Below are 14,142 nucleotides of genomic sequence, written 5' to 3'. Positions count from 1 at the left end.
CACCCCAGTGTCCCGCGCCCTTTGTCGTGAGATGGCGAGAGCAGCGGCATTCCTTTTCGTCATAGCGGCAAGTAACTCCTTCGGACCTGGCCCTGGAGGAAATCGTGCGTCTGATCTGGCCCGCCCTGTTCATGCTGGCCACCTCGTGCGGCGCGGCTGAGGAGGGCACGCAGCCCGTCGTCTCGGGCGCGTTCGGCAGCAAACCGGTCGTCGCCATCCCCAAGGGAAACCCGGGCCACACGCCGCGCATCGCGGTGCTGTCCGTGGGCAGCGGCCGGCGTACGGTCCCCGGCGACGTGGTGCTCGCCGACGTCGACATCCGGCGCTGGTCCGGCAACCAGCCCTACCTCAGCACCCACGACGGGCACCAGCCTACGACGGTGGTCTTCGACGGCAGGCAGGTGTCGGAGACGTGGCGGCAGTCGCTCATCGGCCGTCCGGCGGGCAGCAGGGTCATGCTGATCAGCCCGGCGGCGGACGCCCTCGGCCCCGAGGTGCCGCTGACCGGCCTGGCCCCGGCGGACACGCTGGTGCTGGTCTTCGACATCCTGGGCGGCTATCCGCCCGACGCCCGGCTCGTCGGGCGTCCCCTGCCGGTCGTTCCCGCCGACCTGACGCCGGCCGCGCAACCGCGCGTCCTCATCGACGGCTCCGGGCCGCAGGTCGTGTCCGGCGCGAAGATCGTGGTCCAGTACGTGGCCGCCTCCTGGCCGTCGCGCACGGTCGTGGACTCGTCGTACCGGAGGGGCGGGCCCAGCGCGTTCACCCTGGAGGAGGGCTCCGTGCCCGCGGGCTGGACGGCCGCCCTGGACGGCCTGCGCGTCGGCAGCCGGGTGGCCGTGCCCTCCCCGGGGGCCGCGCCCATGCTCTACGTCGTCGACGTCCTCGACACGATCACGCAGGCGTAGGGCCGGGCGGCGCGCCACCACCCGGCCCGGTCCCGGTCGCCTCTAGTCGCAGTGCTCCCAGGGGCTGTCGTACGTGGTGCCGCCGGCCGAGCCGCCCCACTTGACGCAGGTGCTGGGCGCGGACGCGGTCACCGGTCCCGCGTAGTAGGAGAAGTTGCCCGAGTCGGTCTTCCTCGCGCTGCCCTGCACTTCCAGGTAGGCGCTGGTCGCGGTGGGCGTGCCGAGCGACTTCGCCTTCAGCGTGACGACGCAGTTGCTGCGGTTGCCGCTGTTGTAGAGCAGGTAGACGGTGCCGTTGCTCCCGAGCGCAGCCGAGTCGATCACGTTGAAGCCCGTGCCGCAGACCTCCTGCGGGCTGTACGGGTTGCTGGAGCCGCCGCAGTTCCTGGAGGTCAGCGTCTGCTGCGGGTAGCCGAAGGTCGTCCCGTCGAAAACGGCCCGCTGGATGTTGGACGGATAGCTGCTTCCCTGACGTACCTCGTAGTGGAGGTGAGGGCTGATGTTGTTGCCCGGCTTGCTGGTGTTGCCCACCGTGCCGATCTTCTGGCCCTGCGAGACGGACTGTCCCTGGCTGACCGAGCGGACGTTCAGATGGGCGTAGTACGTGGACCAGCCCGACCCGTGGTCGATCTTGACCAGGTTGCCGTAGCCGTTCGTCGAGCCCTGGTGCGCCGAGATCACCACGGTGCCGGCCGCGGCGGCCACCACGGTGTCGCCGAGGTCGGCGTCCGCGGTGCTGCCGCGGTTGAAGTCGATCTCGTACGACCTGTGCGCGCTGCTGGCGCTGGAGTTGCCCGTCCAGGACTGGCCGCAGGGGAACGGCAGCTGGAAGTTGGTCGCGAGGATCTGCGCCTGCTCCGACTCCGGCGCCGGGTCGGCCGCGGCGGTTGTCGTCGTTCCGAGGCTGAGTAAGAGTGCGACGCCCGCGACCATTGCTCCGCTGAGCTTCATGGGGTGATCCTTTCCCGTGGGATCTCTGAGACAAGGGTCTGCATAAGCCGCACATAAAACGTCCAGAACCAATACAAAAGCTGTCAGGCCTCTGTAGAGGAGCTGATGCGGATGCCGCTCACTTTCCACGTGCTCGGGCCGCTCGAAGTCCGGTCCGACGGACGTACCGTACGGATCGCCGGCAGGAAACCCCGGCTGCTGCTGGCCACGCTGCTGCTGGACGCGGGCCGGGTGGTCGGCGCCGACCAGCTCGTCGAAGTGCTCTGGCCGCATCGCCCGCCGCGTTCCGCGCAGGCCAACGTGCGCACGTATGTGAGCGTTCTCAGGTCGGAGTTAGGCCAGGGGCACTTACGCGCCGACGGCTCCGGCTACGCGATCGACGTGGCCGACGGCGCGCTCGACCTGCTGCTCTTCGAGGACCTGGTGGACCGGGGCGAGTACGCGGAGGCGCTCGCGCTCTGGCGCGGCGCGCCACTGTGCGACCTGCCGGGCAGCCCGGTCTGGGACCGCCGTCTCGAACTCCTCCACCAGGGACGCCTGCGGGCCGCGGAAGCGCTGATCGACCGGCGTCTCGAGCAGGGCGACCACGACGGCGCGATCTCCGAGCTGCGCGGGCTGCTGGCCGAGCACCCCTACCGGGAGGACCTGTGGGGGCGCCTGGTGCTGACCCTGCACAGGGGCGGCAGGAAGGCCGAGGCCCTGCGCGCCTACGCCACGGTCAGGGGCAGGCTCGTGGACGAGCTCGGCGTCGAGCCGGGTGCGGAGCTGCGCGGGGCGTACGAACTGGTCCTGGCGGACGACGCGCTGCCCGCCGCCCCCCGGCAGCTTCCGCCTGATCTGCCCGACTTCATCGGCAGGGCGAGCGCCCTGGCCGAGCTCGCGGAGCCGTTCTCCGTCGCGGTGATCTCGGGGCCGCCCGGCGCGGGCAAGTCGGCGCTGGCCGTGCACGCCGCGCACGCGCTGTGCGCGTCCTTCCCCGACGGGCAGCTCTACCTGGAGCTGGACGGCAGGGCGCCGGGCGACCTGCTGGCCGAGGCGCTCAGAGCGCTGGGCGTGGAGGCGGCGCCGCCCACGGTGCGCGAGCGCTCGGCGCTGTTCAGGTCGCTGCTGGCCGGGCGGCCGATGCTGGTGGTGCTGGACGACGCCCGCGACGCCGGCCAGGTGCGGCCGCTGCTGCCCGGCAACGGCAGCGCGGTCATCGTCACGAGCAGGCGCCGGATCACCGAGCTGCCGGGCGCGGTACGGATCCAGCTCGGCCGGCTCGGCCCGCGGGAGGCACTGTCGCTGCTCGGCAACATCGTGGGCGAGGACCGCGTGGCCCGCGAGCTGGAGGCCGCGCAGGCGATCGTGGCCGCGTGCGGGCGGCTGCCGCTGGCGGTCAGGAACGCCGGCGCACGGCTGGCCGGCCGGCCCGGCTGGTCGCTGGCGGTGCTCAGGCAACGCCTGGAGGACGACTGCCTCGGCGAGCTGGGAGACGTGCGGGCCACCCTGGACCACGGCTACGCGCGCCTGCCCGACGAGGCCGCCCGCATCCTCGGCACGCTGGGCAGGCTCGGCGCGCCCGCCCAGCCGGGGTGGGTGATCGACGCCGCGCTCGGCAGGCACGGCGCGCACGACGTCACCGACCTGCTCGTGGACGTCAACCTGCTCGACCTGGTCGGCACCGATCCGGTGGGCCAGCCGCGCTACCGGGTGCCCGACCTCGTCGGCCGGCACGCGCTCGAACGCGGCCCCGTGCTGTCCGGCGGGCCGGGAGAACGGGACGGGCTCGACGCCGTGGCCAGGGTGCTGGCCGCGTGGACGGCGACCACCGAGCACGCCATGGCGCGGCTGCCGACCACCGTGTTCAGCCTCACCGCCGCCAGGGCGCCGCGCTGGCGGCTGCCGGAGCGCACACTCGAACGGCTGACCGCCGACCCGGTCGCCTGGTTCGAGGCCGAGCACGAGGCGCTGGCGGGCGCGGTGGACGCGGCGGCCGAGCTGGGGCTGGCCGAGTCGGCGTGGGGGCTTGCCGCGGCCATGGTCCCCTGCCTCGACCTGCGCTGCGACCTCGGCACCTGGCGGCGTACCCACGCCTCCGCGCTGGCCGCCGCCCGCGCCGCCGGCGACACGTACGGTGAGGCCGCCATGCTGAGGGGCCTGGCCCAGGTCAGCCTCTACCAGGACCGGTACGAGGAGTCCGCGGAGGGCTTCACCCGATCCCTCCACATATTTCACGACTTAGGCGACAGCCGGGCCGAGGCCACCTCCATCTGCGGCCTCGGCGCGGTGAGCCAGTTCCGCGGCCGGTACGCCCGCTCCCTCGGACACTTCCGGCACGCCCTGGCCATCTTCCTGGCCACCGGCGACAAACAGGGCGAAGCGTACGCCCGCCAGGCCATCGGCCGGGTCTGCCTCACGTCCGGCGACCTGGCGCAGGCGTCGCAATCCCTGACCCAGGCCATGCGGCTGGCCCAGGAACTCGGGGACGCCCACCGGGAAGGATGCGTGTGCGTCCAGATGGGGCACCTGCACCACGCCATGTCGTTCCACCGGCACGCGCTGGAGATCTTCGAGTCGCTGGGGGACCGGCACTGCGGAGCGTACGCGCTGCAGAGCCTGGCCGGGCTCCAGGCCGAACGCGGGGACCTGGCGCGGGCCTCCACCGGGCTCGAACGCTCTCTGGAGATCTTCCAGGAGCTCGGCGACCGCAGCGGCGAGGCCTCGACCACCGAGCTGCTCGGAGAGCTGCACCGTTCGGCCGGGCGTACCGGGCTGGCGCTCGACTACCTCCGGCACGCCAAGGCGCTCCGCCGCAACCTGCCCGCCTGAGCCGGGTCGCTCCCGCCGCAACCGTGCTCTTCGACGGGACGCAGGCCGATGGTCATGAACGGGACACTATGCGACGTACGAGCCGTCTGAGCCGCGACTCCTGGAGCGGCGACGCCGTCAGGGCGTCGAGCGCCTCGGCGGCGGACGGCCGCTTGGCGGGGGAGTGGTCGAGCATCCTGCGGACCACCTCGGGCACGTCGGGCCCGTGGGCGTCGGCGCTCGTCGGGAGCTGGCCGGTGAGGAGCTGGTAGGCGATGGCTCCGGCGGCGTAGACGTCGGAGGCGGTCGTCATCCGATCGGGGCGTTCCTGGCACTCCGGAGCCGTGTAGTGGGCGTCGAGCACGTTGCCCAGCTCGTGGGCCACGGTGTAGTCGCGCGGCCCTGGCTTGGCGTAGTCGAACCCGGTCAGCACCGCGTGCCCGTCGTCGGTGACCAGCACGGACGCGGGCGTCAGCGCCCGGTGGACGACGCCGTTGGCGTGCGCGTGAGCCAGCCCGCTCAGCAGATCCTTGATCACACCGAGCCGGGCGCCCCGGCCCAGCGACAGGTGCAGGGCCTCGCCGTGCACGTCGTCGAGCACCAGCACGAACCGGCTCTCGTCGTCGATGGCGAAGAAGTCGCGCGGGCGCACCACGCACGGGTGGGGCGGGATGCGGGCCAGGGTCTGGTAGGCGTTGGCGATGCGCTGCCGCTCGGCCGCCCGCGCCTCGTGGTCGGCCAGCGGATCGGCCTGGTAGACGCGGAGCAGCACGGTCTCGCTGCCGGGCAGTGTCACGTTGAACGCCCGATATTCGGTGACCTTGGCGTCGCCGCCGAGTTGCTCCTCGACCTCCCAGTTGCCGTACCTGGGCGGCGCGGTGCTGCGGCGCACGGTCTGGTTGAGCGCGTCGAGGATCGCCGTCATGTACGGCCTCGCGTCGGGGCTGCACCCGCGCCTGACCCGCGAGACGTCGCTCAACGTGGCCAGCAGCCCCGGAAGGTCGGTGACGTTGACCGCGTCGCGCCCCGCGGGATCGACCAGCTCGGCGTCGGGTGAGGTGAGCACGACCAGGCAGTCGACGTAGACCCGCTCCAACTGCGTGGCCTGCGCCACCAGCAGCCCTTTCAGCGCCTTCGCGGTGCCGCGCAGCTTGGCCACGGGGGAGCCGAACGCCTCCCTGCGCGGCGGGAACCAGCGGGTGCCGGACACCTCGATGCGCCCCCGGGTGCCCTTGACGTCGACGACCACGAGCGAGTGGCCGGTCAGCACGATCAGGTCGACCTCGAAGACGTCGTGGCCGCGCGGAAGCTCGACGTTGTGCAGCAGCAACCAGTCGGCGGGCGCGTGATCTCGCAGGTAGGTGATCACCCGCCGTTCGGCGTCGTTGACTGGACGTCCTCCGCCGACGATCTCTGCCATGCGGACCATACTCCCACGGGAACTCATTGACAGCATGCTGTCCTAATGGCAGTATGCTGTCATGAAGCACATCCACCACGCCGTGTACGACACCTTCGCCGACTGGGAGACCGGTCACGCCACCGCCCACCTGCGCAGCGGGAGGTTCCACCGCGAGCCCGGCGGCTACGAGATCGTCACGGTGGGCCCGTCCGCCGAGCCCGTGGTCAGCATGGGCGGGCTGCGCGTCACACCCGACCTCGCGCTCGACCGGCTCACCCCCGAGGACAGCGCGCTGCTCATCCTGCCCGGCGCGGATCTGTGGGACTCCGGCGACGTGCTGGCGCCGTTCGCGCGCAAGGCCAGGGAGTTCCTGGACGCGGGCGTGCCGGTCGCCGCCATCTGCGGCGCCACGGCCGGGCTCGCCCGCGAAGGGCTGCTGGACGACCGCGACCACACCAGCGCCGTCGTGCACTACCTGCAGGCCCAGCAGGGCTACGCGGGCGCCGAGCACTACCTCGACCGTGACGCGGTGCTCGACGGCGACCTCATCACGGCCGGTCCGACGGAGCCGGTGGCGTTCGCCAGGGAGATCTTCCGGCGGCTCGACATCTACCGGCCCGAGGTGCTCGACGCGTGGTTCCGGTTGTTCGCCAGGAGTGACGCTTCGGCTTTCGAGGTGTTGATGGCGGCATGACCGAATCGGCCGACCTGCTCTCGGGCCTGGCGCTGGGGGCGTTCCGGCTCAACGGCCAGTTCCTCCAGGTGGCCGAGGGGCTCGCCCGGCCGGCGGGGATGACGGCGGCGTGGTGGCAGGTGCTGGGAGCCGTGCTGCGCGAGCCGCTGCCCGTCGCCGGGATCGCCCGGGTCATGGGGATGAGCAGGCAGGGCGTGCAGCGCATCGCCGACCTGCTGGTGGAGCGGGGGCTGGCCGAATACCGGCCCAACCCCGCGCATCGCCGGGCCAAGCTGCTCCAGCCGACGGCGGCGGGCCGCGAGTCCATCGCCAGGATCACCCCCGCGCACCAGGAGCTCGCCGACCGCCTCGTGGCCGAACTCGGAGTGGAAACCGCCCACGAATGCCTGGCGGCCCTGCGCCGGCTCTCCTCCGCCCTCCACCACCTCAACGAACACCCCTGACGCACCCCCGTGATGCGGCCTCGAGGGCCGGTTCCCCTCACCGGCCCGGAGAGCGGCCGCGACGGGTCGTCCGGGCGGGCGGCCGGCGTTCTCGTCACGCCGCCGGAGCCGGCGTCACCCGCAGTTTCCAGCGCGGTTTGAACACCGACAACGCCGTCGACGCGATGAGCATGACGATCTGCGCGCCCAGCGCGGCCGTCTGGCTCCACTGGTCCGAGGCGACGGCCGCCGTGCCCCCTTCGGTGGCGGCCGCCATTCCCTCCGGATCGAAGAGGAACATGCCCACGCAGATCACGGCCACCAGCAGCCCGAGCTTGATCGTCACCCAGTAATAGCGAAACAGCATCCAATGGCTGGTCAGGCCCAGCGTGATGCCGGTGACCAGTGCGGTGAGGCTGAGCGGTATGCCGCCCGCGAACACCAGGTTCGGCATCAGCCGGTACGCGGCGTGCGCCAGCCCTGGATCATTTGTCAGCGTCGCCGCGGTATTCAGCACCACCAGGCCCCACACCTCGCCGAGCAGCGCGACCGACACGATGATGTGGATGACCAGGACCGTTTTGCGGATAGGTGGCCGCATCGATCTCACCTGCCTCGGGGATCCGGTAACTCGATGACCATCGTCGCCGCTTCGCCCGCGCCGCACGTCCGTCAGGAGAGGGCGATCGCGGTACGCCGAGCGGCGTACCGCGATTCTCAAGTTTCGGGTGATCGTTGCCTAAAAGGATGTGAACGGGAGGCCCAGCGGCCACGCGGGCAGCCAAAACAAATATCCATGCCCGGTCTGCCCGCGGCGTATATATGTGGCGCGTCGGCGAAGAGCGGGAAAATCCGACGCCAAGAAACCGAGGTTTCCCCTTGACCTCCGGGAGGGCAATCCGGGTTGCGGTTTCCGCTGCCTGCCACGATTGTTATGGGCGGCACCTCACAGCCCTGCGAAAACGACTATGGCGCCGGAAATTCCGCGCCTATCCATGGAGGAAACCAAACATGATCCGTCGCATTCTGGCAGGGGCAGCAATCGCGGCCGCCGCACTCGGCTTCTCCGCCGCCGGAGCCTCCGCCGACGTTCCCAACCCACACAACGAGGGGCAGAACATTCTCAGCCAGCTGAGCGCCCTCGACGACCTGACCGCGCTGAACGACGTGCTCAACGACTCGGTCAAGTACAACAATGTCCTCTCCGCGCTCAACCTGAACGACATCGACGCCAGCGTCCTGAGCAACCAGAAGAACGTCGGCGACGACAACTGACGGTTCCTCACGTGCGTACAGGAAGCCGATCGGCGACTCCCGTTCCGCATAAGGGGAGCTCGCCCTGGCCAAGGTCGTCTTCCTGATGCCCTGAGGTGAACCGGAGAACGGGTCGTGGATATTCGCGAGTCCACGGCACGGGCTTGGTGGCCACCAGGCTTTCAGCGCCGCGCGGCCCTGGTCGATCGCTGCAGGACGACCGGGGCCGCGCGGCGGCGCCTACGCGCGTTCCCCGCCTGCGACGTTGGCCGCGCTCTCGCTCGGCCGTACGATTCCGAAGAAGGTGCGCCGGTCGAGCGGATCGATCCGTACGACAGCGCCGGTGTACGGCGCGTGCACCATCCGCGTCGCGTCCACCGCCACGGCCACGTGCTCGGGCCCGGAACTGCCGCGGTCACTGTCGTAGAAGACCAGGTCGCCGGGTTGCACGTCTTCCCTGGCGATCCGCACGCCCGACTGCCACTGTTCGTGCGTCGTCGTGCCGATCAGCACGCCGGCCCGTGCCCATGCGTACTCGGTGAGGCCCGAGCAGTCGAATCCCCTGATTCTGGCCCCTCTCCCGACTCCGTAGCCCGGCCCGTGCACCCCGCCGCCGCCCCACGAGTAGGGGACGCCGATCATCTCTATCGCCGCCCGGACGGCGATGGCGCCGGCCGGTGAACGTGCTGCCGCGCCGGCCGTTTCCGCCGCCATCCCGCAATGGCCCGGCGAATGTGCCCCGCATCTGTGGGCGGCCAGCGCGGGCGGGTGATTAGTGACGCCCAGAATGGTCAGGGCCAGCGCGGTCGCCAGCGGCGGTTGTGTTCTTTTCATGGCATATTCAGCGCTCCCGTGTCTCGTCGGTGGCACACCAGGACGTTCCGTCGGGAGCATTCCGCCATTCCTGTGGGGATGAAACACCTTTGGGACATGCGGGGCGCGCGTGTGGCGATAAGATGAAAAATCGCGTGCGTCCCACTCCGCATAAGTCGGGATAAGTCACGATCCGCCCGAACCGGCCGTGAAGGGCGGCCAAAGAAATGGGGCGCGCATTTGACTTCGACTTAGCTAATCCCGGTTGCGGCGTGCCGGTGGGCACGAGATTGTTATCCACGAAAATCTCGCGACCCTGTGCGAGCGAATCCGAAGACGCGCATTCCGCGCCGATTCCAACGAAGGAGAAGTAGAGAAATGATGCGTCGCATTCTTGCCGGTGCAGCCATCGCGGGCTTCATGCTGGGCTTCTCGGCCACGAGCGCCTCGGCCGACGTTCCCAACCCCTACAACAAGGGCAAGCAGATCCTGAGCCAGCTGAGCATCGCCGACGACCTCACGTTGCTCAACGACGTCGGCAACGACTCCCTGAAGTACAACAACATCGGCTCCGTCGGCAACCTGCAGGACATCGACCTCAGCGTCCTGAGCAACCAGGAGAACGTCGGCGACGACAACTGAGACGTCCGAGGCGGTGGCGGCTCCCCGCGTACGCCTGACACGAGGGCAGGCCGGTAGTCACGAAGCCGTGACGGCACCTTACCGGCAAAGCCCCTGGTCGGCGCGGCGCGAGAGAGAGCCCCGCCCACCTCATCGCCTCCGGACAGGCCGGTCCGTCATGCCCGCAGCCGGCGCGGGCACGCCCGTCCTGTCCGGAAAGCGTTAGCCGTCACAATTTCCCCGTGATTCGGTATTTTTACAGCGAAATTTACCTAGCCCCACAAACCTCGTGTAACCTTGGATCTGGTTAACCGCCAGACGCCCTGGCGGTCATACCTCGCAGGGAGCATTTCGGCATACAACCCCCGAGTTCGTGTTGGGGGGTGCGGGGAGCGTGAGCGGCGTCGAAGAGCTGCTGCTTTATCAGGACGAGCAGCTGAGCATCGTGGTGCGCGCGGCGCCAGGAGCGCCGGACGTCCTGTTGGTCGGCGAGATCGACGCCACCAACAGCTCCGCCGTGGCCAGCGCCCTGACCCGCTGCCGCCGGAGCCCCTACGTCGTCGTCGACACCGGCGAGCTCACCTTCATCGACGTCTCAGGCCTGCGCGTGCTCCTCATGCCCACCGTGCCGCCCTCGCAACGGTGGATCCGCCTGCACAACGTCACGCCGTACCAGCAGCGGCTGATGCGCATGATGGGGTGGTATTACCAGCCGCGCATCCACGCGCCCACCTAGCCCCGGGCGGCGGTGACGACGGCCGCCGAGGTGCCCAGCCCCGTGGGACCGCCGAGCCGCCACCGCGGCGGCGCCTTGTGCCGGCGCAGCGACTTCTCGTCGTAGCGGAAACACCCGCGATGCCAGTTGAGAATGGCGGCCAGCCAGTCGCGCAGCTCGGCCACGAATCCGTCGAGATCCCGCCTGGCCTCCGCGCCGAGGCCGAAGTCATCGCAGACGATCGGCAGCTCGTGCTCCACGATGTGCTCGAACTGCCGCACCCGCGACGCCATCAGGTCGCTGACGATGGCCACCGCCGCCGGGTAGTCGCAGTCGAAGAAGTTCTGGACCACCAGGACGCAGTTGTGCACCTCGCCCTCGAACTCGATCTCCTTCTGGTAGGAGAAGATGTCGTTGAGCAGGCACCCCGCGTCCATCATGGCGTTCTCCAGCGCCACCATCGGGCCGCTGGCACAGACCTCCTCCGGGATGCCCTTGGTGTGCCGCAGCCGGCACAGGCTCATCGTCAGGTCGGAGCCGAAGGTCAGCCTGCGCATCTCGATGTAGTCGACCGGGTCGGGGATGTGGTGGGCCAGCTCGTTGGCCAGCTCCCACAACCAGCCGTCGCACATGTCCTCGATCGCCTTACGCAGTTTGCGGCGGTCGTCGAGCGGCATCGGCGCCGCCGTGCGGGCCCACAGGTCGGCCAGCGAGCGCTCCAGCGCGCTCGCGGGCGGCGTCGCCGGCGCGCCGTCGAGCGGCATGAACGCCCCGAACCTGGCCACCGCCACCCTGGCGGCCGCGAGATTGCGCGACCCGCCGAAGACGGCGGGGAAGTAGTCGTCGCCGTACGTGCCCCAGGCCAGCCAGAACGAGGCCAGGTCCAGTTCCTCGGGCGTGGCGTCGGGATGCAGGCCCGCCGCGCAGAGCGGCAGGTCGTAGTCGACCAGCTTCTCCTCGTCCCACACCGCCGAGCCCACCACGCCAGGCTGGGCCTCCAGCATGCCCATCTCCGCGCACCACGCCACGGTGTTGCGGCGGGAGGCGTCGAGGTGCGGCGACAGCCGCAGCTCGAACGGCACGTAGAGCTCGGGCACGATCGACGGCCCCACCTTCTGGTGCGGCACGTGCGCGAAGTTCCGCAGCCGCTTGGCGCCCAGCAGGTCGACGAGCGACGACATGCCCAGCGGCCGGCTCGCCGTCGCCCGCTTGTTCATGTACCTGCTGGAGCGCATGTGCCACTCGTGCCCGCCCGACTGCCAGTCCTGCAGCCCCTTGACGTACGCCAGCACGCCCGCCGCGCTCAGCGGGTCGATGGCGTGCTCCACGAACAGCGGCCCGAGCTCGGTGCACGTGGTGTGCTCGAACTGGTGCAGCCGCGAGGTCAGCAGGTCGTTGACCGCATCGGCGGCCTCCTGCGTGGTGCAGCCGAGGAACGTCTCCAGCACCAGCACCCCGTTGCTCAACTCGCCTTCGTCCCTGACCTCCCGCTCGTACGAGAACAGGTCGTTGCGCAGGTGGACGGCGTCGGAGAAGGCGTCGCGCAGCACCCGCATCGGCCGCGACGCGGCGATCCGCGCCGGCACCTCGGCCCCGACCGCGTGCTCGACCAGCCCGGCCGACCAGGGCGCGCCACCGACCTTGCGCCGCATCTCGATGTACTCGACCGGGTTGGCCACCCGGCCCTTGTTGATGTTGGCCAGCTCCCACAACGACTCGTTGAGCAGGTTGCGCGTGCTCTCGGCGAACCGGGACCGCCAGTCGTCGGACATGCCGGGCACCGTACGGACCCACAGGTCGGCCAGCCCCGCCTCGACCGGGTTGGCCGGCTCGGGCATGGACAGGTCGGCGCCCATCGGCATGAAAAGCGGCAACCGGTCGAGATAGGCCCGGCCGCCCGCCAGGTCGCCGGTGCGTTTGAACACCTCGAGGAAGTGGTCGTCGAAGAAGAAGACCCACACGTACCAGTCGGTGATCAGGCAGAGCTCGGCGCCGTCGCAGTCAGGGTGGGTATAGGCGCACATAAGCGGATAGTCGTGGGCGTCGAGGTCGGCCTCCTCCCAGACGCCCGAGCCTTCGAGCATGCCCATGTCGCGCGCCCACCGTGTGGAGTGGTCGCGCGCCTGCTCAAGATGCTGGTTGAGCCGGGCGGGATACGGCATGTAGAAGTCCGGCAGTTCGAACGGCTGGCTCATGGTCACTCCTTCATCAACGGGCCACCTCGACGTTCTCCAGCACGCCGAGCGCGTCGGGCACCAGGACCGCCGCCGAGTAGTAGGCGCTGACCAGGTAGGAGGCGACGGCCCGCGAGTCGATGCCGGTGCACCGCACGCTGAGCCCCGGCTCGCGCTCGTCGGGGACGCAGCTCGGGCGCAGGCCGACGACTCCCTGGTCCTCCTCGCCCGTGCGCATGACGAGGATCGAGGTGGTGCCCGCCGGGCTGATCGGGATCTTGTCGCACGGCAGGATGGGCACGCCGCGCCACACGGTCAGCCGGACACCCTCCAGCTCGGTGCTGCCGGGGTAGAGGCCTGCGGCGGTGCATTCGCGGTGGAAGGCGGCGATGGCCCTCGGGTGGGCGAGGAAATAGCGGGACTTCTTCCTGCGGCAGAGCAGCTCGTCCAGGTCGTCGGGCCCCGGAGGGCCGGTGCGGGTGTGGATGCGCTGGCCCGGGTCGGCGTTGTGCAGCAGGCCGAAGTCGCGGTTGTTGACCAGCTGGTGCTCCTGCGACTCGCGTACGGACTCGACCGTCAGCCGCAGTTGTTCCTCGGTCTGGTCCATCGGCTGGTTGAACAGGTCGGCGACCCGGGTGTGCACGCGCAGCACGGTCTGCGACACGCTGAGCTCGTATTCGCGCGGGCCAGGGTCGTAGTCGGCGAACGTGCCGGGCAGCGCGGGCTCGCCCCGGTGGCCGGCGGCGACGGCGATCTCGGCCTCGCCCTGCCTGTTCTGCGGTCTGGCCTGGCTGATCCGGTGGCGGGCGAGTTGCGCGCTCACCGCCGGCGACCGGTCGGCCAGCGCGCGCAGCTCGGTCCAGGGCAGGGCGAGCACCGTGCACGCCGTCGCCGCCTCCAGCGTGAACCCCCACGGCCCGCCTTCGCTCCCGGCGTGCTCGCCGCCCGCCAGTGTGCCGAGCGCGACCGGGTCGCCGTACGGGCCCGTGCCGACCTTCGCCGCCTTTCCGTACGCGATCAGCAGCAGCTCGTCGGCCGGTCGCCCGGCGCGTACGATCGTCTCGCCCTGCGCGTATTCCCGCTGCTCGAAGCGGCCCGCGAGCTCGTCGAGCGCGGGGTCGTCCGCGAGCCCGCGCAGGAGCGGCAGCTCTGCCAGGCTCGGCGGGACGACGCGGAAGCGGGTGCCCGTGGTGACGAAGCCGACCCGGCCGCCCCCGACCGCGTACGTCAGCCGCCGGTTCACCCGATAGACGCCGGCCGCGACGTCCACCCACGGGAGCACCCGCAGCAGCCAGCGCGGAGAGGTCTCCCGCGTCTGCGGAGGCGTCTTGGTCGTCGTCGCGAGCGTGCGGGCCGCCGCCGTGTCGAGGCTCAGCCGCTGGTCGGTCTCCGTCAACA

The 14,142-nt window shown here is 70.5% G+C and carries 13 protein-coding genes; 7 read left to right on the top strand and 6 right to left on the bottom strand.

Annotated features, from left to right (window positions below; translation table 11 throughout):
• Positions 1 to 104: 104 nt before the first annotated feature.
• Positions 105 to 908, top strand: a complete 804-nt coding sequence (locus ABGA98_RS20435) for an FKBP-type peptidyl-prolyl cis-trans isomerase (RefSeq protein WP_347619927.1) — start codon at positions 105 to 107, stop codon at positions 906 to 908.
• Positions 909 to 950: 42 nt separating this feature from the next.
• Here the strand turns inward: ABGA98_RS20435 and ABGA98_RS20430 are convergent, their stop codons facing one another.
• On the bottom strand, positions 951 to 1,859 hold the full coding sequence (locus ABGA98_RS20430) for a M23 family metallopeptidase (RefSeq protein ID WP_347619926.1): 909 nt from the start codon (positions 1,857 to 1,859) through the stop codon (positions 951 to 953).
• 111 nt (positions 1,860 to 1,970) lie between these two features.
• Here ABGA98_RS20430 and ABGA98_RS20425 point away from each other — a divergent pair, with 111 nt between their 5' ends.
• Positions 1,971 to 4,670, top strand: a complete 2,700-nt coding sequence (locus ABGA98_RS20425; RefSeq protein ID WP_347619925.1) for a BTAD domain-containing putative transcriptional regulator — start codon at positions 1,971 to 1,973, stop codon at positions 4,668 to 4,670.
• A gap of 52 nt (positions 4,671 to 4,722) precedes the next feature.
• Here the strand turns inward: ABGA98_RS20425 and ABGA98_RS20420 are convergent, their stop codons facing one another.
• Positions 4,723 to 6,069 (bottom strand): NERD domain-containing protein kinase family protein, encoded by a 1,347-nt coding sequence (locus ABGA98_RS20420; RefSeq protein ID WP_347619924.1) that lies wholly within the window; start codon positions 6,067 to 6,069, stop codon positions 4,723 to 4,725.
• 61 nt (positions 6,070 to 6,130) lie between these two features.
• Here ABGA98_RS20420 and ABGA98_RS20415 point away from each other — a divergent pair, with 61 nt between their 5' ends.
• Both ABGA98_RS20415 and ABGA98_RS20410 read left to right on the top strand, forming a co-directional pair.
• On the top strand, positions 6,131 to 6,745 hold the full coding sequence (locus ABGA98_RS20415) for a type 1 glutamine amidotransferase family protein (protein WP_347619923.1): 615 nt from the start codon (positions 6,131 to 6,133) through the stop codon (positions 6,743 to 6,745).
• Positions 6,742 to 7,188 carry a helix-turn-helix domain-containing protein gene (locus tag ABGA98_RS20410; RefSeq protein WP_347619922.1) on the top strand — a complete coding sequence of 149 codons (447 nt, stop codon included), beginning with the start codon at positions 6,742 to 6,744 and terminating at the stop codon, positions 7,186 to 7,188. Before ABGA98_RS20415 ends, ABGA98_RS20410 begins: the two co-directional genes overlap by 4 nt.
• A 94-nt stretch (positions 7,189 to 7,282) precedes the next feature.
• On the opposite strand, the gene ABGA98_RS20405 is transcribed toward ABGA98_RS20410, so the two are convergent.
• A complete protein-coding gene (locus ABGA98_RS20405; protein WP_347619921.1) occupies positions 7,283 to 7,723 on the bottom strand; it encodes a hypothetical protein in 441 nt (146 codons plus the stop codon).
• 455 nt (positions 7,724 to 8,178) lie between these two features.
• On the opposite strand from ABGA98_RS20405, the gene ABGA98_RS20400 reads away from it, so the two are divergent.
• Positions 8,179 to 8,442: a hypothetical protein gene (locus ABGA98_RS20400; protein WP_347619920.1), complete on the top strand. Its 264-nt coding sequence runs from the start codon at positions 8,179 to 8,181 to the stop codon at positions 8,440 to 8,442.
• Between the two features lie 219 nt (positions 8,443 to 8,661).
• Here ABGA98_RS20400 and ABGA98_RS20395 read toward each other — a convergent pair whose 3' ends face one another.
• On the bottom strand, positions 8,662 to 9,255 hold the full coding sequence (locus tag ABGA98_RS20395) for a C40 family peptidase (RefSeq protein ID WP_347619919.1): 594 nt from the start codon (positions 9,253 to 9,255) through the stop codon (positions 8,662 to 8,664).
• Positions 9,256 to 9,615: 360 nt separating this feature from the next.
• Between ABGA98_RS20395 and ABGA98_RS20390 the strand changes: the two genes are divergently transcribed.
• On the top strand, positions 9,616 to 9,876 hold the full coding sequence (locus ABGA98_RS20390) for a hypothetical protein (RefSeq protein ID WP_347619918.1): 261 nt from the start codon (positions 9,616 to 9,618) through the stop codon (positions 9,874 to 9,876).
• 373 nt (positions 9,877 to 10,249) lie between these two features.
• Positions 10,250 to 10,591, top strand: a complete 342-nt coding sequence (locus ABGA98_RS20385; protein ID WP_347619917.1) for an STAS domain-containing protein — start codon at positions 10,250 to 10,252, stop codon at positions 10,589 to 10,591.
• On the opposite strand, the gene ABGA98_RS20380 is transcribed toward ABGA98_RS20385, so the two are convergent.
• Both ABGA98_RS20380 and ABGA98_RS20375 read right to left on the bottom strand, forming a co-directional pair.
• Positions 10,588 to 12,765: a terpene synthase family protein gene (locus ABGA98_RS20380; protein ID WP_347619916.1), complete on the bottom strand. Its 2,178-nt coding sequence runs from the start codon at positions 12,763 to 12,765 to the stop codon at positions 10,588 to 10,590. The two genes, ABGA98_RS20385 and ABGA98_RS20380, sit on opposite strands and share 4 nt — an antisense overlap.
• A gap of 13 nt (positions 12,766 to 12,778) precedes the next feature.
• Positions 12,779 to 14,140 (bottom strand): family 2B encapsulin nanocompartment shell protein, encoded by a 1,362-nt coding sequence (locus ABGA98_RS20375; RefSeq protein WP_347619990.1) that lies wholly within the window; start codon positions 14,138 to 14,140, stop codon positions 12,779 to 12,781.
• Positions 14,141 to 14,142 lie beyond the last annotated feature (2 nt).

This window comes from Nonomuraea sp. B1E8 (assembly GCF_039871515.1).
Classification (GTDB): domain Bacteria; phylum Actinomycetota; class Actinomycetes; order Streptosporangiales; family Streptosporangiaceae; genus Nonomuraea.
This window is presented reverse-complemented; position numbering and strand designations above follow the sequence as displayed.